Raw genomic sequence first — 20,552 nt, forward strand, 5'->3', positions numbered from 1 at the left:
GAACGCCTCCACCCAGGACGCGCCCCCGCAGAACGCCTCCACCCAGGACGCGCCCCCGCAGAACGCCTCCACCCAGGACGCGCCCCCGCAGAACGCCTCCACCCAGGACGCGCCCCCGCAGGACACCTCCGCCCGGGACCCGGCCGCCCGGGAGCCGTCCGCGAAGGACGCGCCCGCGACGCGGGGGGACGACGTGCACCCGCGCGCGCCGTACCCGCTGAGGCCCGCCGTCAACGCCGACACCGCCTTCTTCTGGGAGGGGGTCGCCGAGGGCGAGCTGCGGATCCAGAAGTGCGCCGACTGCGGCGAGCTCCGTCATCCGCCGGGACCGGTCTGCCCCTCGTGCCGCTCGGCCGCCCGCGCGTTCGTGGCGGCGAGCGGCGAGGGGAAGGTCTACAGCTACGTCGTCCACCACAATCCGCCGGTTCCGGGACTCCGGACGCCTTTCGTGGTCGCCGTGGTGGAACTGCCGGAAGGGGTGCGGATCGTGGGCAACGTGGTGGACTGCGCCGCTTCGCGGGTGGGTATCGGTATGCCGGTGCGTCTGACGTACCGCCAGATGGACGACGAGCTGATCCTGCCCATGTGGGTCCCCCTGGAGGCGTGATGCGGACACTTACCGGCGACGAGGTGCGGGTCGGAGCTCCGCTTCCCGAGTTCGCGATCGACCTGAGCCCCACCGTGGTCGTGTCGACCGCGCTCGCGACCATGGACTTCACCCCCGTCCACCACGACGTCGAGGGGGCGAGGGCGCAGGGGTCGCGGGACATCTTCCTCAACATCCTGACCACCATGGGTCTCGTCGAGCGCTACGTCACCGACTGGGCCGGGCCCGAGGCGATCATCCGTGGCATCAACGTCAAGCTCGGCGTCCCCGCGTACGCGGGCGACACGCTGGCCTTCACCGGCAGCGTGGCCGCCGGCGAGGACGGCGAGTTCACCGTCGAGGTCCGAGGCAGGGTCAGCCTCGGCGACCACGTCTCGGGCACCGTCAGGCTCGCCCTGCCCGCCCGCTGACCGCACCCCCCGAGGCCACGAGCAGCGGGAACGCGGGAACGCGAAACACAGAAAGGCCCTCCGCCGTGGTCTCCTTCTCCGGGAGTACGGTCGTCGCCGGGATCGGCGCGACCGAGTTCTCCAAGCGGTCCGGCAGGTCCGAGCTCCAGCTCGCCGCCGAGGCGGTGTTCGCGGCGCTCGACGACGCGGGCCTCGCGCCCTCGGACGTGGACGGCCTCGTCACCTACACCCAGGACGCCAACCAGGAGATCGCCGTGGCCCGCGAGGTGGGCATCGGCGACCTGTCGTTCTTCTCCCGCGTCCACTACGGCGGCGGCGCGGCGTGCGGGACCGTGCTGCACGCGGCGATGGCCGTCGCCACCGGGGTCGCCGAGACCGTGGTCTGCTACCGGGCGTTCAACGAGCGTTCGGGGAACAGGTTCGGCCAGCCCGACGCCCGCATCGGCGGCGAGCCCTCGTCCCAGGGCCTGGAGATGAGCTGGCACGTGCCGTACGGGCTGATGACCCCCGCCGCCTGGGTCGCCATGTTCGCCCGGCGCTACATGCACGCGTACGGCGTCACCTCCGAGGACTTCGGGCGGGTGGCGGTCGCGATGCGCAGGCACGCCTCCACCAACCCGGCCGCGTGGTTCCACGGGCGCCCGATCACGCTGGAGGAGCACCAGGCGTCCAAGTGGATCGTGGAGCCGCTGCACCTGCTCGACTGCTGCCAGGAGAGCGACGGCGCGGTGGCGCTGGTGGTCACCTCCGCCGAGCGGGCCGGGGACCTGCGCGGGTCACCCGCCGTGATCACCGCCGCCGCCCAGGGTTCCGGCGCGGACCAGATGATGATGACCAGCTACTACCGCGACGACATGACCGGCCTCCCGGAGATGGGGGTGGTCGGCCGACAGCTATGGAGGCAGTCGGGGCTCGGGCCCTCGGACGTGCAGACGGCCATCCTGTACGACCACTTCACCCCGTTCGTCCTCACCCAGCTGGAGGAGCTGGGCTTCTGCGGGCGCGGCGAGGCCCGCGACTACGTGGCCGGGGGCGGTATCGAGATCGACGGCCACCTCCCGGTCAACCCGCACGGCGGCCAGCTCGGGGAGGCGTACATCCACGGCATGAACGGCATCGCCGAGGCCGTCAGGCAGATCAGGGGCACCTCGGCCAACCAGGTCGCCGGGGTGCGGAACGTGCTGGTCACCGCGGGTACGGGCGTGCCGACCAGCGGGCTGGTCCTGTCGTCGGAGTGACCCGCCGTCCCCGCCACGGACGGCCGGGGCACGACCCGGCGGTGCTCGCCATGGACGGCCGGGGCTACGACCCGGTCGCGGGCCGACGACGCGAGGCGATCCCCCGGGAGCCGCCGTCCCCGGAACGGACGCCGCCGCTTTCAGAGGAGGCAGCGGACGCGAGAAGGGCGCGGCCGGTGGGCCACGCCCTTCGTGTCACGCGTGCGGATCGTACGCGTGGAGCCACCGCCTCGCGGGTTCGCGCGCTCGGCGGGACGTCTCGCGGGACGCGCGCCCGGCGGGAGGCCGGGCGCGCGGTGGCCGTCAACCGGCCGTCGATCGGCTTTCTGGTGACCGGCCGTCAGGTGACCGGCCACCCTGTCGTCCGGTCGTTCAGCAGCTCAGGTTGCCGCCGGGGGTGGTGCCGAGGATCTGCACGAAGCGCTGGTAGGCGTTGATCCGGCTCTGCACCTGCGCCGGGTTCCTGCCGTTGCACTCCAGGCTGCCGTTGATGCTGCGGATCGTCTCGCCGAAGCCGCGGCTGTTGACCATCGCGTTGTGCGGCGTCATCGTGCCGGGGCCGTTCTGGGTGTTCCAGTACCACAGGGCGGTCTTCCAGGCCACCGCCGCGTCGTTCTGCACCAGGTACGGGTTGCCGAGCAGGTTGATGCCGAGCGCGTCGCCCGCCGCCTTGTAGTTGAAGTTCCAGCTCAGCTGGATCGGGCCGCGCCCGTAGTAGGCCGCCTGGCCGGCGGGGCAGCCGTACGGCTGGCTCGCGTCGCAGTAGTGCGGGTAGTTCGCGGTGTTCTGCTCCACGACGTGGACCAGGCCGCCGGTCTCGTGGTTGACGTTGGCGAGGAAGGCGGCGGCCTCCTGCCTCTTGATGGTGTCACTGCCGGTCTTGGCGAAGCCCGGGTAGGCGCTCAGCGCCGCGGTCAGGCCGCTGTAGGTGTAGAACGAGTTCCGGCTCGGGAACATCTGGTTGAACTGGGCCTCGCTCACCACGAAACCGCCGCCGCTGGGGGGAGGCGTCGTGCCGCCACAGGTGTACGGCTCCCAGTACCAGGTGCTGATCACCGGGTCGTAGCCGGGGTTCTCGTTCTTGGCGCGGTAGAACTGGCCGTTGGTGTACTTGACGATGCTCCCGGCGGGGTACCAGGTGCCCGCCGCCCAGTTCGGGTGGTTGCAGTTGCCCGAGGGGGGAGGCGTCGTGCCGCCGCCGCAGGCGCCCTGGTCGGCCCACACGTCGACGGTGCCGGGGACCTCGTTCTGGGTCCACCACTTCGCCGACCAGTTGCGGCCGTTGTGGGAGGCGGTCATGCCGCCGGTGTAGACCTGCGAGGAGCTCCACGGGGTCACGCAGGCCGCCGCGGCGGCGGACGACGCGGACGACGCGGAGGCCGCCGGGAGGGCGACCGCCAGCACGCCCGTGACCGCCAGGGCGGCGAGGGCGGCCATGATGCGCTGTCTCAACACTTGATCACTCCTTCGTGCGGTGGGGGCCGCAGAGGTTCGAGGCGCTGCGCGACCGGGGCGCGGACGACTCGCGCGAAAGGCTTGCAGGCCCAGTCAGGGCGAGTAAGGAGGGGGTGCGCCGCATGATCGCTTCCGTGGGGGGAAACCGGGGGGTGTGGGACGTCCGGACGGTCGGACTCCCGTGTGATGACGATCCACGTCATCGAGGTTCGCGCAGCTCGTGGTCAGATCGAACGGTTACCCGGGGGCCGCGGAGGCACCCGCCTTAATTTTCTCTTAAGAAAGTTTCCTAAGAGTTGCCGTGATACTAGCCTTGACAGAGAGTTGTCACAACCCCGGTGGCGTTTGATTCCCGCCGCCGGGACAGGTGTGCGCCAAGTCCGATATGACCCCCATCCGGGGAATTCACACCGGTGGCATAAGTCCGGTTAGACGATGAATGTAACTTTTATAGGCGTTTCGGATGTCATCATGTGCGTCATGTTGGAATCCCTCGGGCTCGATCCTGTGGAGGAGCGCGTCTACCGGTTCCTGGTGACCACCGCGGAGGCGGAGATCACCGACCTCATCGGAAATCTGGGCATCGACGCCGAGACAGCCGAGACGGTGCTGATATCCATGCGGGTCAGAGGGCTGATCAGGACGGTCGGTCCCGGCAGGCGGCGGTACACCGCGGTGGCCCCGGACATCGTGCTGGGCTCGCAGCTCCTCCGTCACCAGCAGGCGCTCGACTGGGCGCGGCGCGAGGTGGACCGGCTCTCGGAGGAGTACCGCGACAACGCCCGCCGCCGCGACGCCGGACGGCTGGTCGAGGTCCTGCCGAACCGCGTCGCCCTCCAGGAGCACCTCGACCATCTGCAGGAGGCCGCCCGCCACGAGGTCCTCTACCTCTGCCAGGGACACGCGGTCACGATGCCCGTGGAGGAGAACCACGCCGAGTTCGCCGCGCTGCGCCGCGGGGTCGAGTACCGGGTCATCTACGAGAAGGCCCTGCTGGCGGAGGAGGGGATGCCGGTCAACATCGCGTACGGGATCAAGCTGGGCGAGCAGGCCAGAGCCATGTCCTGGCTGCCGGTGCGGCTGACGGTCGTCGACAGGGAGACCGCCGTGCTGCCGCTGGTCCCGGAGGCCGGAACCTCCGAGCCGACGGCGGCGCTGGTCCGGGGCGGCCAGCTGCTGGAGGCGCTGACGGCCCTCTTCGAGGGCTACTGGGAACGGGCGACGCCGCTGCGGATCGCCGAGGACGGCGCCCTCACCGAGGGGACGGCGCCCTGCCCGCTCGGTCCCGACGACCTCTATCTGGTCTCGCTGCTGGTCACGGGCGTACCGGACGGGTCGATCGCCACCCAGCTGGGCATCAGCCAGCGAACCGTGCAGCGGCGCGTCTCGAACATCATGGAACTCGCCGGTGCGCAGACCCGCATGCAGCTGGCCTGGCGCGCGGCCACCGAACGCTGGCTCTGAGCGGCCCGGCCCGTGCCGTCCCGGGTCGGTGGGGAGACCTACGGGGTGGTCATCATCGGTACCGCGAAGAAGACGATCATGGCGATCGTCACCGCGATGACGAAGCCGATCACCTCCCAGGCCCAGTCGTGGTGGACCGCGTTCTTCGTCGCCTTGTGACTGCGCGGAGGCCGGTCAGCCTTGCGCCCCCGGGACGCGGCCCGGCCGGAAGGGGCGAGCGCCGCCGGGGGGATCGGGGGTATCGCCGCGAACCCGTTCCCCGGCATCGTCTCCGCGTCGTCCCGCGGCGCGTCGTACGGCGTCAGGGTGTGGTTCGGGGGCGCGAGCCGGGGGGTGTCGCCGGGCTGGGCCTCGCGCATGACCCAGAGGGGCAGGCGCAGCTGGGCGCGACCGGCGGTGGTGCGGAGGTGGTCGGTCCTGGGAGTCCAGGTGGGCAGGGCGGTCGGCGCCTCACGGGTCTGAGCCCCGGAGGGGGCGGCGTCCGCACGGGTCTGGTTTTCGGAGGGGGCGGCATCCGCGAACCAGTCGGCGGAGGGGTGGACGGGATCGGTCCGGGTGGGGATCTGGGGCTGGGCGTGTTCCGCCGGGGGCGCGAGGCTCTCGGCCCGCGTGGCCCAGACGGGGAGCGAGAGCCGGGGGCGGTCGCCGCCGACGGGCGCGGGCCGCCCGGTCTCTCGCACGGGACCGGCTTCTCGTACGGGATCGGTCTCTCGTACGGGAGAGGAAGCCGTGGGCGCGGGGCGCTCGGCCTCGCGCGGGGGAGGGGGAGAGGCGGGGGAGGACTGGTGGCGCTCGCGGTCGGCGAGGGCGTCGAGCTGGTCGGTCTGCAGGGGCCAGCCGGGCAGGGGACGCGGGTCGTCCAGCACGTCCCCGAGACCGTCGTCCAGCACGTCGCCGAGGTTCGCCGGGGACGGGAGGCCGGTGAGCGGTCCGTGGGGGGCCTCGGCGACCGGTTCCCGGAGAAGCTCGGCGACCGGGGCCGTTTCCGAGGGCGGGGCCTGGGGCGTCTCGGCGGGCGGCGTCTCGGTGCGGGGGGCGGCGGCGACGAGCCTGTCGGTGTGGACGCGGGCCGCCCGCGCCTCCGGGGTGAGCGGGCGGAAGAAGTCTTCCCGCCCGGGGGCGTCGTCCAGCACGTCCCCGGGAATCGGCGCCGTCAGCGGCATCGCCCGGCGCGGCCGGGGGCGCTGGAGGCGGCGGCGGGGCCGCAGGGCCGCGGTGTCCAGGGCGGTGAGCACCGAGTCGCCGAGCTTGGGCATCGGCTGCGTGGTGGCCTCGTGGCCGGAGACGGCGTCGGGATCCCGTGGCGCGAAGGGGTCGGGGAAGCGGTCCTCCGCCATGTGCTCCGGCACCGGGGGGAAGGCCGAGGAGCCGATCGGGGGACCGGCGGGGACGCCGGTCTCCGCGAGCGGCAGCGGCCACGCGGGCGTCGTCGGCCACAGCTGCCTGAACAGCGGTGACGTCGACGGCCTGGCGGCGGGAACGACGGGCGGCGCCTTCGGCCCGAGCACGGCGGCGCGCAGTCTCGCCGGGGGAGTGGCCCAGTGGGCGAGGCTGAGAACGTCGCGGACCGGGGCGACGGCGAGGGCGCCGAACACCTCCGTCATGTGCTCGGGGACCTTGGCCGAGGCCAGGGCGAAGCCCAGCGACTGGGCGAAGCGGCGGCAGGCGCTCACCGTCAGCTCGTCGGCGGTGTCGACGGCCACGTCGAGCACCCAGGACAGCTCGGAGGCGTTCATCTCGCACACGCCCGACAGGTACAGCACCTCACGCTGGTGCGTACGCAGGTCGCCCAGGACGCGCTCGACGAGGGCGGCGGCCGGGTCGAGGCCGATGGCGGGGGGCGCGTAGACGATGTCGCGCAGGAAGATCTCGCGGCGGGCGAGCGCGTACAGCGCGGCGCGCGGCGGTTCGGCGTCCGAGACGCCGGAGAGGACGGTCACCAGGACGTCGGAGGCCGAGTCCGCGTTGCCCAGCTGGTCGTGGGAGTAGGCGAACAGCCCTGCTGCGTGGCGGTCGTAGAGCTCGGCGATCAGTTCGACGCGCGAGCGTTGACCGAGGAGCGGTTGGGTCACGGGACCGGTTCCTCTGGTGGTTCGGCGAGCGTGGTGGAGAGGCGGAGTGGCTGTGAAGCCTGTGACGTACGGTGCCAGAGGGGTTGTCTCCGGCAATGTGGGTAATCATGTCAAGTCATGGGCACCTCCCGCACTACTCAATGCCCTTTTGTTGAGAAATACACTTGTGGATCTGCTTCGGAGCTGGTTTGGGAAAGCCGGGAAGACAGATCGGAGAAGAGGGGCATAGGCTGATCCGTGCGGGATCATGGGGGCGGTTGGGGCAGGGGAGCCGTAACCCTGCGAAAACAAGAGGTTGCGCATGATCACATTCAACGGTGTCACCAAGCGCTACGCCGACGGGACCGTCGCCGTGGACAATCTAAGCCTTGAGGTGCCAACCGGGGAGATAACCGTCTTCGTCGGTCCCTCGGGATGCGGGAAGACGACGTCCCTCCGCATGATCAACAGAATGATCGACGCCTCGGAGGGACAGATCCTCCTGGACGGCGTCGACGTCAAGACCATCGATCCGCCGACACTGCGCCGGGGCATCGGCTACGTCATCCAGCAGGCGGGGCTCTTCCCGCACCGCAAGATCGTCGACAACGTGGCGACGGTGCCCCTCCTGCTCGGCTGGGACAAGAAGAAGGCGCGCGACCGGGCGATGGAGCTGCTCGAACGGGTCGGGCTCGACCTCAAGATGGCCGACCGCTATCCCTTCCAGCTCTCCGGCGGGCAGCAGCAGCGCGTCGGCGTGGCCCGCGCGCTCGCCGCCGACCCGCCCGTGCTGCTGATGGACGAGCCGTTCAGCGCGGTCGACCCGATCGTCCGTACGAGCCTGCAGGAGGAGCTCCTGCGGCTCCAGGCCGAGCTGAACAAGACCATCGTGTTCGTCACCCACGACATCGACGAGGCCGTCAAGCTCGGCGACCGGGTGGCCGTGCTCCGGGTCGGGGGCCACCTGGCCCAGCTCGACGACCCCGCGACCCTGCTGGCCCGGCCCGCCGACGACTTCGTCCGGGAGTTCCTGGGCCGCGACCGGGGGATCCGGCGGCTGTCGTTCGTCTCGGACGAGGGAATGCGGCTCCGCACCGACCTGCTCGTGCCCGCCTCCACCGACACCGCCTCGGCGCGTGCCACCGGGGAGCCGTGGCTGGCGGTGCTGGACGAGGAGAACCGGCCGCTGGGCTGGGCCGCCGTCAAGGACCTGCCCGAGTCGGGCACCCTCGCCGACGTGGAGCTCGCACCGTACGGGACCTTCGTCAGCGGACGCGACTCGCTGCGCGCCGCGCTGGACGCGACTCTGCTGTCCCCGTCGGGCAACGCCGTCGCGGTGGACGGGCCGGGCAGGGCCGTGGGCGTCGCCACCCGCGAGGCACTGGACGAGGCCCTGACCAGGGTCACGGTAAGCGTCGGCGGACCGGCACGAGGCGCCGGTGTCCCGGTGAAGAGTACGGGCGACTCCACCGGGGCTGGCTTAACCGAGGGCGGCTCTACCGGTGGTGGCTCCACCGGGGCTGACTCCACCGAGAGTGGCTCCACCGGGGGTGGCGACGGTCCCGCACGTGGGGCCGATGGTTCTACGCGAGGTGGCGATGGTCCCGCGCGAGGTGGCGATGGTTCCGGTGGGCTCGCGGGTGATGTCGATGGATGAGGAGCCGCTGGTCCGCTGGGACTGGATCGGGCGCAACTGGCCCACGATCCAGGGCCTGCTCGAAGACCACATCGTGATGGCGCTGGTGCCGATCCTCATCGGGCTGATCATCGCGCTCCCGCTCGGGCTGGCCGGGGTCCGCTGGCGCTGGCTCTACCAGCCGACCGTCGGCGTCATGAACGTGATCTACTCGCTGCCCTCGCTGGCCGTCTTCATCGTGCTCATCCCGATCACCGGCCTCGCCACGCGGACGACCGTCATGGTCCCGCTCACCTTCTACGCCATGGCGGTGCTGATCCCCGCGGTCGTCGACGGGCTGAGCTCGGTCCCCGACCACGTGCGCCAGTCCGCGGTGGCCATGGGCTTCACCCCGCTGCGCAGACTGCTCCAGGTCGAGCTGCCGATCGCGGTACCGGTCGTGCTGGCCGGGCTCAGGGTCGCCACGGTCGCCAGCGTCAGCCTGGTCAGCGTCGGCGCGCTGGTCGGCAGGGGCGGGCTCGGCTACCTGTTCATCGACGGCTGGCAGCGGCAGTTCTACACCCCGATCGTCGTCGGCATCGTGCTGGTCGTGGTGCTCGCGGGGGTCGCCGACCTGCTGCTGATCCTGGCGCAGCGCCTGCTCACCCCGTGGTCGCGGGCGAGGGGGTCCGCGTGAACGGGTTGATCCCGGTCCGGGCGAACCGGCCGGTCGAGTCGCGGGCGGTTCTCGTGAACCGGCCGATCGGGTCGCGGGCGCTGATCGGGTCGCGGGTAAAGGAGGCCGTGTGAACTGGCTGATCGACTTCTTCGGTGACCCGGCCAACTGGTCGGGACCCGACGGGATTCCCAACCGGCTGCTCGAACACCTGGAGTTCGCCGGGCTCTCGCTGCTCCTCGCCATGCTGATCGCGCTCCCGCTGGGGCTGCTGATCGGCCACACCGGCCGGGGCGCGACGCTCGTCATCCTCACCGCCAACGCGGCCCGCGCTCTGCCGACGCTCGGCCTGCTCGTCCTCATCGTCCTGTTCCTGGGCGTCGGCACCATCCTGCCGGTGCTCATCCCGCTGGTGGCGCTGGCCGTGCCGCCCATCCTGGTCAACACGTACGAGGGCATCCGAGGGGTCGACCCCGACCTGCGCGACGCCGCGTACGGCATGGGCCTGCGGGGCGGGCAGGTCCTCGGCCGGGTGCTGGTGCCGGTCGCGCTGCCGCTCATCCTGCTGGGCCTGCGGCTGGCCGCGATCCAGGTGGTGGCGACCGCGACCGTGGCCGCCTACGTGGGCCTGGGCGGGCTCGGCCGGTTCATCATCGACGGTCTCGCGACCAAGAACTTCCCGAGCACGATAGGCGGGGCGGTCCTCGTAGCACTGCTGGCGCTTCTCGTCCAGCTCGGGTTCACTCTGGTACAGCGCGTAACGGTCTCCCCGGGGGTGAGCGAGCGCCAGACCATCAGATAGTCTTCATTACCCCCCGTTTTGGAAGGGAATTGCACCATGAAGCGCCTGATCAGCACCGCGGCGATCCTCCTGTCCGCGGCGCTCACACTTACCGCGTGCGGCGGCGGAGATCCGCTCACCAGCGCCTCCCCGGCATCCGCCGGGTCCGGGTCCGCCTCCGCTCCGGCGGCCGGGGGGAAGGTCATCATCGGGTCGGCCAACTTCCCGGAGAACGTCCTGCTCGGCGAGATCTACTCCCAGGCCCTGGCCGCCAAGGGCGTCCAGGTCGAGGAGAAGTTCAACATCGGCAGCCGCGAGGTCCTGTACGACCAGGTCAAGAGCGGCGGCCTGACCATCCTGCCGGAGTACATCGGCTCCCTCCTCGCCTTCGTCGACAACACGACCACGGCGAAGTCGAAGGACGACGTCGTCGCCGGTCTCAAGGAGAAGCTCCCCGCCGAGCTGGAGGTCCTCACCCCGGCCCCGGCCGAGGACAACAACTCGCTGACCGTCACCAAGGAGACCGCCACCAAGGACGGCCTCACCACGATCGAGGACCTGGTCAAGGTCGCCAAGAACTACTCGGTGGGCGGCCCGCCGGAGTTCCAGACCCGCCAGGAGAAGAACTTCAAGGACACGTACGGCCTGGAGTTCAAGGAGTGGAAGAAGACCGGCGACGCCACCGCCGACGCCATCAAGGACGGCACCGTCCAGGTCGGCAACGTCTTCACCACCGACCCGAAGATCATCGTCAATGACCTGGTCTCCCTCCAGGACAACAAGAGCGCCTTCGCGGCCGAGAACATCGCCCCCCTGGTCAACAAGGCGGGCATCAACGACACCGTGAAGACGACCCTCGACGCGGTCTCCGCCAAGCTCGACACCGCCGGCCTGGTCGCGCTGATGAAGCGCGTCGCGGTCGACAAGGACGACGCCGAGATGGTCGCCAAGGACTGGCTCACCCAGAACGCGCTGCTCTAGCCCTTCGCGGCGGTCTCACTGGAAGGCGGGTGGACATCCACCCGCCTTCCGGCGTTTTTACCGGTCGCCGCCGAGCCAGTAGCGCACGGAGCGGCCGGTGGCGTCGAGGTCGACGATGGTCAGCTCGATGCCGACCAGCGGCCACTCCACGGCGAACTCGAAGCTCTCGGGCGAGGGCGGTGGCCACAGCCCGAGGTCGCTGAAACCGAACTCGCCGCCGCCGATCGGGGACCAGGACAGCGGCGGCCTGGCCGGGCATCCCTCTGGTTCCGGGATGATGGCCGCATGAACGAGTTCGTCGAGTCCATGGCCCAGGTGGTGACCGGTGTGACGGTTCTCACGGTGAAGGACGAGCGCGACGACGTGGGGGTGACGGTCGGTACCTTCACCTCGCTGTCGCTGGACCCGCCGCTGGTGATGGTGAGCCTGGACAACGCCGGATACCTCAACGAACTGCTGCTCCGGCACGACCGCTGGGCCGCCAGCGTGCTGTCGGCCGGGCAGAAGGCGATCGCCAGCCGCTTCGCCACGGCGGGCCGTCCGGGGGCCAGGCTGCTGCTCGCGGGCACGCCGCACCACCGGGGAAAGCTGAGTGAGGCCCTCGTCGTGGACGGCGGTGTCACCGCGCTGGAGGCCGAGACGGTCAAGGTCGTCCCGGCCGGGGATCACACGATCTTCATCGCCAAGGTCCTGGGGGTCGACTACGTCGACGCCTCGGTCCTGCCGCTGGCCCGCTATCGGAGCCGCTACCGCTGATTCACTGGTCTGCTAGGCCGCCGCTGTGGTCGCGGCGGCCTTGTCGAAGAGCGTACGGGCCGGAGGACGTACGGGTGGGTCAGCGGATCGTCCACGAGCCGGGAAGCATCAGCGGTCCGTACGACGGCAGGCCCAGCTCGCCCGCGAGGTGGGCGACCGGGCCCCACGCCTCCAGGCGGACCTGGGCCATGGCGGCGGTCCTGTCCTCGCTGGACTCCGGGGGCCGCAGCCGCTCCAGGGGGTTGAGCTTGGGGTAGACGCGCACGGGGGCGTCGGCGGGCAGCCCGGCCTTCTTGCGGGCCAGGGCCAGGGCGTCCTCCAGGCCGCCGAGCTCGTCGACGAGGCCGCCCTCCAGGGCGTCCGCCCCGGTCCAGACCCGGCCCTTGGCCAGCTCGTGGGCCCGCTCGCGGGACAGGCCGCGCCCCTCGGCGACCTTGTTCACGAAGTCGTCGTAGACCCGGTCGAGCCAGGCGTTGACCCGCGCCCACTGCGCCTCGGAGAAGGCGTTGGTGGGGGAGAGCATCCCGGAGTTGGCGCCCTCGCCGACGGTCTCCGAGGACACGCCGATCTTCTCCAGCAGCCCGCCGATGACCGCCTTGCCGCCGAACACGCCGATGGAGCCGGTGAGCGTGCCCGGCTGGGCCACGATCGCGTCGGCGGCCATCGAGACCATGTAGCCACCGGAGGCGGCGAGATCGCCCATCGAGATCACGATGGGTTTGCCCGCCTCGCGGGTGAGCACGACCTCGCGCCAGATGGCGTCGGAGGCGGTGTACGAGCCACCGGGGCTGTCGACCCGGAAGACGACGGCCTTGACGTTGTCGTCGCGACGGGCCGCGCGCAGGGCGGCGCAGATGGTGTCGGAGCCCATGGCGCCACCGCCGCCCAGCGGGCTGCGACCGCTGCGGCCGAGCCGGATCGCGCCGTTGCCTCGGACCAGGGCGACGGTCTGCTCGCCGGGGTGCGGGAGCTTCTTCGCGGACAGCGCCTTGGCGTAGCGGCCGACGTACAGCAGCATCGCGGTGTCGCCGACGGACTTCTTGACCTCGTCGTAGACCTCGTCGCGGTAGGCCAGCCGGTCGACGAGCCCGGCCTCGACGGCCTCGGCGCCGATGAACGGGCCCTGGTCGATGAGCTCGCGCACCCTGGCCGGTTCGAGCCCGCGCCCCTCGGCGATTCCGGCCACGACCTGTTCGGTGACCGACTCGGTGATGCGGCCCATCGACTCGCGGTGGGCCTCGGTCATGTGGTCCTGGGTGAAGGTGTTGGCTGCCGTCTTGTACTCGTGCCGCTGGCCGATCTGGTACTCGACGCCGAGCTTGACCAGCGCGCCCCGCAGGAAGCGCTGCTCCATCGCGACGCCGGTCAGCCCGACGTCGCCGGACGGCTGGAGGTAGACCCGCTCGAAGGCGCTGCCCAGGTAGTAGGGGACGGTGCCTCCGCCGAGCTCGCCGAAGGTCTCGGCGAACGCGACGGTCAGCTTGCCCGAGGCCCGGAAGTGGATCACGGCCTGGCGGAGCTCCTGGACGATCGCCAGGCCCAGCGGCTGGCTGCCGATCTTGACGATCAGCGCCCTGACCCGGTCGTCCTTCCTGGCGCGCTTGAGCCCGGCCAGTACGTCGGTCAGGCTCGTCTTGCGCATCGCCAGGACGGCGCTCAGCGGATCCACCGGAGGACTGCCGTCGGTCAGGCCCTCGGTGAGGTCGAGCTCAAGAACCAGAGGAGCGGTACGCCGCTGCCTGAACCGGTCGACACTGTCGATGATCACCTTGGTCGCGTCCATGCTCCTCACCCTAAGCGACACATACCGGGCTTATGCGGTTCGGCGGGTGCTCGCCTGCTTTCCGGCCCCGACCCCCGGGGGCTATGTGGCTCGGCGGGCGTGTGCCTGCCTTCCGGTCCCCGGGGGCGGGGTGGCGTTCACCCGCTTTCCGGTCCCCGGGGCCGGGTGGTGTCTACGTGGTTCGGCGGGCGTTCTACCCCCGCGCTACGCGGTTCGGCGGGCGTTCACCCGCTTTCCGGCCCCCGGGGACCAGGTGGTGCCTACGCGGTCCTGTTCTCCGATCCCCGGGGGCCGGGGGCGCTTACGCGGTTCGGCGGGCGTTCACCTGCTTCTTGAGCATCAGGGTGGACGCGGCGGGAGAGGTGCCCTTCAGGCGTGCCTTCTCCACCGAGGTGAGGACCGTCTTCAGCGTGGCCTTCTCCTTGATCTTCGCGGTGAAGTTCACGCCGCCGTTCGCCCAGTTCAGCCAGGCGGCCAGCAGCTCGCTCTCCAGCTTGGCCCTCGACGTCTGCTTGGCGGGCTTGAGCACCCGGTACGCGCCGCCCAGGGTGGAGGCGGACGTGACCTCGGCGAAGACCTTGCTGGCCTTGGTCACCAGGCCGAGGTAGCAGCCGAGCGTCGCGTCCGCGATCTTCCCCTTGCCCCGGGTGACCTCAAGCGCCCACTGCGCGGCGCTCAGCGTCTTCGTGGACGTGCCGCGCGTGCACACCGCGGGCGCCTTCGTCGGGGGGACCGTCACGGTCACGGTGATCGTCACCGTCGGCAGCGGGATCGGCGTCGGCACCGGGTCGGACGGCGTGGCCGACGGGGAGGGGCCCGAGCTGGGTTCGGGGCTGGGCTCCTCGGACGGGTCGTCGGTGGGCTGCTCCGACGGTTCCTCGGCGGGGTCGTCGGCCGGGTCCTCGGAGTCGGCGGGCGGCTCGGGCGCGGGGGTCTGGGTGACGGGCGGGCTGGGGGTGCCCCCGGCGATCGCGGCGTTCAGGTCGAGACGCGGGGTGGTCACCTCGCCGTAGACGATCGGGCGGCCCGCCTTCTTGAGCTGCTCGGCCAGCGCGTCCGGGGTGCCCGGGGTCTTCTGGGCCACCAGCGCCAGCGCGCCGGTGACGAACGGGGTGGACATCGAGGTCCCGCTGTAGACCTGGTGGCCGCCACCGGGGACCGCGGAGTCGATCTCAAGGCCGGGCGCGAAGAGGTCGAGCACGGAGCCGTAGTTGGACCACGGGGGGACGCTGTCGTCGTCGCCGGTCGCGCCCACCGTCACCGGGCCGGAGAAGCAGCCGGGGGCCCCGGCGCCGGCCACGCCCTCGTTCCCCGCGGCGGCCACGACGGCCACGCCCTTGGCGCGGAGGTCGTCGATCCGGCCCTTCATCGCGGCCAGTTCCGGCTCGGCGTCACACGTTCCCTCGTAGAGGCCGCCGCCGAGGCTGAGGTTCACCGCGGAGATGTTCCTGCCGCCCTCCTTGAGCTTCGCGACGTGCTCCAGGGCGAGCAGGATCGTGGACTCGAACGCGGTCAGGCAGACCCCGCCCTCGTCGTCGCAGTCGTTGAACCTGCTGAAGACCTGGATCGCCACGATGTCCGCGTCGGGGGCGACGGCGTGGGCGATCCCCGCCACGTGGGTGCCGTGGTCACACAGGTTGACCTGCTCGTGGACGCAGGCGGGGGTTTTCGCGTCGGCGGATCCCGGGTCGCTCGTCTGCCCGTTGGGGCACAGGGACTGCGCGCCCTCGTCCGTCGCGGAGAAGCAGGCCTGCTCCACGACCTTGCCCCCGAAGTCGGGGTGGGCGGCGTCGATCCCGGTGTCGATGACCGCGATCGTCTGGCCCTGGCCCTTGGTCCCGGCGGCGTGCGCCTTGTCCGCGCCGATCACCTGCAGGCTCGTGGCCAGCGAGCCGGAGGAGACCGAGCTCAGCGCGGTGGGGGAGTACGTACGGTCGCGGCGGATGGAGAGGACGCGCGGGTCCTCGGCCAGCTTGGCGAGCGACTCACCGGTGCCCTCGACGACGATGAACGAGGTGTCGGCTGGTTCGAGGACGACCTCGGCGTCGGGCAGCTGCCGCGCCTCCCCGGCCACCGGCGCCGACTCCGCGGGGGCCGCCAGCTCGACGATGACCCGGGCCCCGTCGTCGTCGGAGGCGAGTCCCGCCTCCAGCTTCGGCAGCGGAGGAGGTGGAGGCGTCGCGTCGGCGGGAGGTGGAGCCGGTGTGGCGGGGGGTGTCTCCTGACCGCTCGTCCCTCCGGTTCCGTCGCCCGGGGGCGCCGGTGGGCTCTCGCTCGCGGAGACCGCCGGGGGCGCCGGCGAGTCCTCGGCGAGGGCGGGTACCGCGGGCGCGATGGTGAGAACCAACGCCATGGCCACGACAGCTCGAAGTCGCACACGTCCTCCGGGGGGATCAAACGGGCGTTTCGGAGTCTAAGCAGCCGTATGCGCCGCGTGAATACTTTGCCCCAGATTTGGAGGATCTTCGGAGAAAAGCTCGACCCCCCGCGGCGTAGCGCACACGGAGGGTCGAGTGGTCGAAATATTACTTGAGGCCGTTGGAGATCGCGGTGATCAGCTCACCGTTGGTGGTGTCGCCGCTGGTCTCCCAGAAGAACGCCCCGCCCAGACCCTGGTTCTTGGCGTAGGTCATCTTCCCGGCGATGGTGGCGGGGGTGTCGTAGCTCCACCAGTTGCCGTTGCAGAAGGCGTAGGCGGTGCCGCCGACGGTACCGGTGGGCGGGCACTTGGTCTTGAGGACCTTGTAGTCCTCGTTGCCGGGCTCGTGGGTGCCCTGGGCCGGGCCGGTGGCGGAGCCGCCGGGAGCCGCCTGGGTCACACCGGTCCAGCCTCGGCCGTAGAAGCCGATGCCCAGCAGCAGCTTGCTGGCCGGGATGCCCTTGGACTTGAACTTCTGGATCGCCGCGTCGGAGTAGAAGCCCGCCGTCGGGATGCCGGTGTAGGAGGTCAGCGGCGAGTGCGGAGCCGTCGGGCCCTGAGCGTTGAACGCGCCGAAGTAGTCGTACGTCATCGGCATGAGCCAGTTCAGGTTGTTGATGGCACCGGCGTAGTCGGCGACGTCGATCTTGCCGCCGTTGGTGCCGTCGGCCGTGGTCGCCGCGGTGACGAGGGCGTTGGGGCCGAACTTGGTGCGCAGCGCGGCGATGACGTTCTTGAAGGCGTTCGGGCCGCTGTTGTCACAGGTCAGGCCACAGGCGTTGGGGTACTCCCAGTCGATGTCGATGCCGTCGAACACGTCGGCCCAGCGCGGGTCCTCGACCATGTTGTAGCAGGAGTCGGCGAACGCGGCCGGGTTCTGCGCGGCCTGGGTGAAGCCGCCGGACCAGGTCCAGCCGCCGATCGACCAGATGACCTTGATGTTCGGGTACGCCTTCTTCAGCTTGCGGAGCTGGTTGAAGTTGCCGCGCAGCGGCTGGTCCCAGGTGTCGGCGACGCCGTCGACGCTGTCGGCCGCGGTGTAGGCCTTCTCGTAGTCGGCGTAGGAGTCACCGATGGTGCACCGGCCGCCGGTGGTGTTGCCGAAGGCGTACAGGATGTGCGTCAGCTTCGGCGCGGAGCCGTTCGTGACCAGGTTCTTCACGTGGAAGTTGCGGGCGTAGACGCCCCACTGGGTGAAGTATCCGACGACCTTCTTGCCGCCGGGAGGCTGGACGGTGGGGGTGACCGTCGGGGTCGGGGTCGGGGTCGGCGTGGGGGTGACCGTGGGCGTCGGGGTGGGGGTCGGGTCCGGGGTGCCGCTGCCGTTGCAGGCGGCGCCGTTGAGCTTGCAGTTCAGCACGCCGGTAATGCCACCGGGCGCGCCGTTGAAACCGAAGCTCGTCGAGGCGCCCGCCGCGAGCGCGCCGTTCCACGCCTTGTTGACGAAGGTGTAGTGGTTGCCGCTCTTCGTCAGGTCGGCGTCCCAGGACGAGCTGATCGAGGTACCGGCGGGGAGGTCGAACTCGACCTTCCAGCTGGTCAGCGCGCTCGTTCCGGCTTTCACGACCACCTTGCCCTCGAAGCCGGAGCCCCAGTTCGAGGCCGTCGAGTAGGTCGCGGTGGCGGGTGTGGCGGCCGTCGCCGTGCCGATCCCCAGGGGAACCAGCAGCGCCGCCGCCGCGATGAAGGAGCCGATGGTAATTCGTCGCAAGGGTCGCTCCAGGTCAGAGAGTGCCAAGTCCCCGTATTCATAGGAAAGTTTCCTATTAGTTTCCAGAGCGTAGGTTCTCGTACGCCGACGGTCAATGCCTTGTTCGTGGATATAAGGCCGATTTAAGGTTTTCGGCTGGGCAGGCGGCGGCGCGGGTGCCCGGAAGCATAGAGCGCGAAACGGGCCGGTCGCGCGATCGCGCGACCGGCCCGTTTTCCCGCGTGATCAGGCCGGTTCGGCCTCCCTGCGCTCGTCCGGCCCGTCGGCCTCGGGCGCCTCCCGCACGACCTCCAGCCGCTCCCGTACGATCTCCTGCTCCGCGGCCTGGATGATCTCCACCGCGCGGTCGTCCACGGCGGGTTCGAGCGCGCCCGGGTGGCGCAGCCAGAGGGTGCCCAGCGGCGGGACGCGCATGGTGGCCGAGTACGGCAGGCCGTGGCGCGGCTCGTCGGTGGCCTCGATGGCGCCGAGGTTGCCCACGCCGCTGCCCGCGTAGTCGTAGGCGTCGGTGTTGAGCACCTCCTCCCACGCGCCGGGGAAGGGCAGGCCGAGGCGGTAGTCCTCGTGCGGCGCGCCGGAGAAGTTGGCCACGCACGCCACCACCGAGCCGTCCTCGGCGTGGCGCAGGAAGGAGAACACGTTGCCCTGCGCGTCGTCGGCGTCGATCCAGCGGAAGCCGTCGGGGGAGGCGTCCACGCTCCACAGGGCCGGAGACTCCTTGTAGACCCGGTTGAGGTCGCGGACCAGCCGCTGCACCCCCCGGTGCCCGTCGAAGTCGAGCACCCACCAGTCGAGCCCGCGCTCCTCCGACCACTCCGAGCCCTGGCCGAACTCGCCGCCCATGAACAGCAGCTGCTTGCCGGGATGGGCCCACATGAAGGCGAACAGCGCCCGCAGGTTCGCGAACCGCTGCCACTCGTCACCGGGCATCTTGCCGAGCAGCGAGCCCTTGCCGTGCACCACCTCGTCGTGCGAGAGCGGCAGCGTGAAGTTCTCCGAGTACGCGTACATCAGCGAGAACGTCATCTGGTGGTGGTGGTACTGACGGAAGACGGGCTCGTGCTTGAGGTACGCGAGCGTGTCGTGCATCCAGCCCATGTTCCACTTGAACCCGAAGCCGAGCCCGCCCAGGTGCACCGGACGGGAGACGCCCGGCCACGCGGTCGACTCCTCTGCGACGGTGACGATGCCCGGCGCCTCCCGGTAGGCGACCGCGTTCATCTCCTTGAGGAACGCGACCGCGTCGAGGTTCTCCCGGCCGCCGTACTCGTTGGGCGTCCACTCGCCCTCGCGCCGCGAGTAGTCGAGGTAGAGCATCGAGGCGACCGCGTCGACGCGCAGCCCGTCGACGTGGAACTCGCGCAGCCAGTACACCGCGTTGGCGACCAGGAAGTTGCGCACCTCCCTGCGGCCGAAGTCGAAGATGTAGGTGCCCCACTCGGGGTGCTCGCCCCGCGCGGGGTCGGCGTGTTCGTACAGCGGGGTGCCGTCGAACCTGGCCAGCGCCCAGTCGTCCATCGGGAAGTGCGCGGGCACCCAGTCGACCAGCACCCCGATGCCCGCCTCGTGCAGGCTGTCGACCAGGTGGCGGAAGTCGTCGGGGGAGCCGAAGCGGGACGTCGGGGCGTAGTAGGAGGTCACCTGGTAGCCCCAGGAGCCGCCGAACGGGTGCTCGGCCACCGGCATCAGCTCCACGTGCGTGAACCCCATGTCCACCACGTAGTCGACCAGCTCGACGGCGAGCTCCCGGTACGACAGGCCGGGCCGCCACGAGCCGAGGTGCACCTCGTAGACGCTCATCGCCTCCCGCAGGGCGTCGGCCTCCGCGCGGCGCCGCATCCACTCGTCGTCCCGCCAGGCGTACTCCGATTTCTCGATCACCGACGCGGTCGCGGGCGGCAGCTCGGTGCGCCGGGCCATCGGGTCGGCCTTGGCCCGCCAGACCCCGTCCGCGCCGAGGATGCTGAACTTGTAGCGGTCGCCGGGGCCGAGACCGGGGACGAAGAGCTCCCACACCCCCGACCTGCCGAGCGAGCGCATGGGGTACGCGCCGCCGTCCCAGTGGTTGAAGTCGCCGATGACCCGGACGCCCCGGGCGTTGGGCGCCCACACGGCGAAGGCCGTGCCGTCCACGTCCTCGTGCCGCATGACCCGCGCGCCGAGGACCTCCCAGAGCCGCTCGTGGCGCCCCTCGCCGATGAGGTGCAGGTCCACCTCGCCCAGCGTGGGCCAGTGCCGGTAGGGGTCGGTGGTCTCGTACGGCTCGGCGCCCGCGTAGGTGATCCGGAGCCGGTAGTCGGGGATCTTGTCGATTCCGGGCAGGGTGACCGCGAACACGCCGTGGGCCACGTGTTTCAGGTCGTGGGCCTTGCCGTCCACGAGCACCTGGACCTTCTGCGCGAAGGGCCGCAGCGTCCGGATCGTCACGCCCTTGGGACCCAGGTGCGCCCCGAGGATCGAGTGCGGGTCGTGGTGCGCTCCGCCCGCGAGCCGGTCCAGGTCCAAGTGCGCGTTCATGGCTTACTCCCGTAGATCGATAGCCCCTACCTTGCCCTACTCGGGTGACCGAACCCATGCCCCTGTCCGCTATCACCATGCGTGTTCG

At 70.8% G+C, this 20,552-nt stretch carries 14 protein-coding genes and 1 pseudogene; 9 read left to right on the top strand and 6 right to left on the bottom strand.

Translation table 11 applies throughout. The annotated features are described in order from the left end of the window. The 3 genes from ACW9TB_RS37240 to ACW9TB_RS37250 form a co-directional block, all read left to right on the top strand. The coding region (locus ACW9TB_RS37240; RefSeq protein WP_472752824.1) for a Zn-ribbon domain-containing OB-fold protein at positions 1-607 on the top strand (607 nt) is incomplete at its 5' end. Then, positions 607-1,017, top strand: coding sequence for a MaoC/PaaZ C-terminal domain-containing protein (locus ACW9TB_RS37245; protein WP_472752825.1), 411 nt, complete (start codon positions 607-609; stop codon positions 1,015-1,017). The genes ACW9TB_RS37240 and ACW9TB_RS37245, both read left to right, overlap by 1 nt. 65 nt (positions 1,018-1,082) lie before the next feature. Then, the gene (locus ACW9TB_RS37250; protein WP_472752826.1) at positions 1,083-2,255 is read left to right on the top strand and encodes a lipid-transfer protein; all 1,173 of its coding nucleotides are present in this window, start codon (positions 1,083-1,085) and stop codon (positions 2,253-2,255) included. 372 nt (positions 2,256-2,627) lie between these two features. Here ACW9TB_RS37250 and ACW9TB_RS37255 read toward each other — a convergent pair whose 3' ends face one another. Further along, a complete protein-coding gene (locus ACW9TB_RS37255) occupies positions 2,628-3,707 on the bottom strand; it encodes a glycoside hydrolase family 19 protein (protein ID WP_472752851.1) in 1,080 nt (359 codons plus the stop codon). A 483-nt stretch (positions 3,708-4,190) separates the two neighbouring features. Here ACW9TB_RS37255 and ACW9TB_RS37260 point away from each other — a divergent pair, with 483 nt between their 5' ends. Continuing rightward, positions 4,191-5,174 carry a helix-turn-helix domain-containing protein gene (locus ACW9TB_RS37260; protein ID WP_472752827.1) on the top strand — a complete coding sequence of 328 codons (984 nt, stop codon included), beginning with the start codon at positions 4,191-4,193 and terminating at the stop codon, positions 5,172-5,174. 38 nt (positions 5,175-5,212) lie between these two features. Here the strand turns inward: ACW9TB_RS37260 and ACW9TB_RS37265 are convergent, their stop codons facing one another. Beyond that, positions 5,213-7,246, bottom strand: coding sequence for a hypothetical protein (locus tag ACW9TB_RS37265; RefSeq protein WP_472752828.1), 2,034 nt, complete (start codon positions 7,244-7,246; stop codon positions 5,213-5,215). A gap of 301 nt (positions 7,247-7,547) precedes the next feature. Here ACW9TB_RS37265 and ACW9TB_RS37270 point away from each other — a divergent pair. The 5 genes and pseudogenes from ACW9TB_RS37270 to ACW9TB_RS37290 all read left to right on the top strand — a co-directional run. Next, a pseudogene (locus ACW9TB_RS37270) lies at positions 7,548-8,633 on the top strand (ABC transporter ATP-binding protein); the annotation flags it as partial. 241 nt (positions 8,634-8,874) lie between these two features. Next, positions 8,875-9,537, top strand: coding sequence for an ABC transporter permease (locus ACW9TB_RS37275; RefSeq protein ID WP_329085422.1), 663 nt, complete (start codon positions 8,875-8,877; stop codon positions 9,535-9,537). Positions 9,538-9,646: 109 nt separating this feature from the next. Next, positions 9,647-10,318, top strand: a complete 672-nt coding sequence (locus tag ACW9TB_RS37280) for an ABC transporter permease (RefSeq protein WP_472752829.1) — start codon at positions 9,647-9,649, stop codon at positions 10,316-10,318. Positions 10,319-10,354: 36 nt separating this feature from the next. Next, complete coding sequence (locus ACW9TB_RS37285; protein WP_472752830.1) at positions 10,355-11,278, top strand: ABC transporter substrate-binding protein; 924 nt, start codon at positions 10,355-10,357, stop codon at positions 11,276-11,278. A gap of 285 nt (positions 11,279-11,563) precedes the next feature. Next, the gene (locus tag ACW9TB_RS37290; RefSeq protein WP_472752831.1) at positions 11,564-12,034 is read left to right on the top strand and encodes a flavin reductase family protein; all 471 of its coding nucleotides are present in this window, start codon (positions 11,564-11,566) and stop codon (positions 12,032-12,034) included. A gap of 79 nt (positions 12,035-12,113) precedes the next feature. Here the strand turns inward: ACW9TB_RS37290 and sppA are convergent, their stop codons facing one another. From sppA to glgB, 4 genes are all read right to left on the bottom strand, one after another. Then, on the bottom strand, positions 12,114-13,817 hold the full coding sequence (gene sppA / locus ACW9TB_RS37295; protein ID WP_472752832.1) for a signal peptide peptidase SppA: 1,704 nt from the start codon (positions 13,815-13,817) through the stop codon (positions 12,114-12,116). A gap of 301 nt (positions 13,818-14,118) precedes the next feature. Continuing rightward, a complete protein-coding gene (locus tag ACW9TB_RS37300; RefSeq protein ID WP_472752833.1) occupies positions 14,119-16,194 on the bottom strand; it encodes a S8 family peptidase in 2,076 nt (691 codons plus the stop codon). Positions 16,195-16,342: 148 nt separating this feature from the next. Continuing rightward, positions 16,343-17,947 carry a glycosyl hydrolase family 18 protein gene (locus ACW9TB_RS37305; RefSeq protein ID WP_472752834.1) on the bottom strand — a complete coding sequence of 535 codons (1,605 nt, stop codon included), beginning with the start codon at positions 17,945-17,947 and terminating at the stop codon, positions 16,343-16,345. Between the two features lie 225 nt (positions 17,948-18,172). Beyond that, a complete protein-coding gene (gene glgB / locus ACW9TB_RS37310) occupies positions 18,173-20,464 on the bottom strand; it encodes a 1,4-alpha-glucan branching protein GlgB (protein ID WP_472752835.1) in 2,292 nt (763 codons plus the stop codon). Positions 20,465-20,552: the final 88 nt, after the last annotated feature.

This window comes from Streptosporangium sp. H13245, from assembly GCF_055690525.1.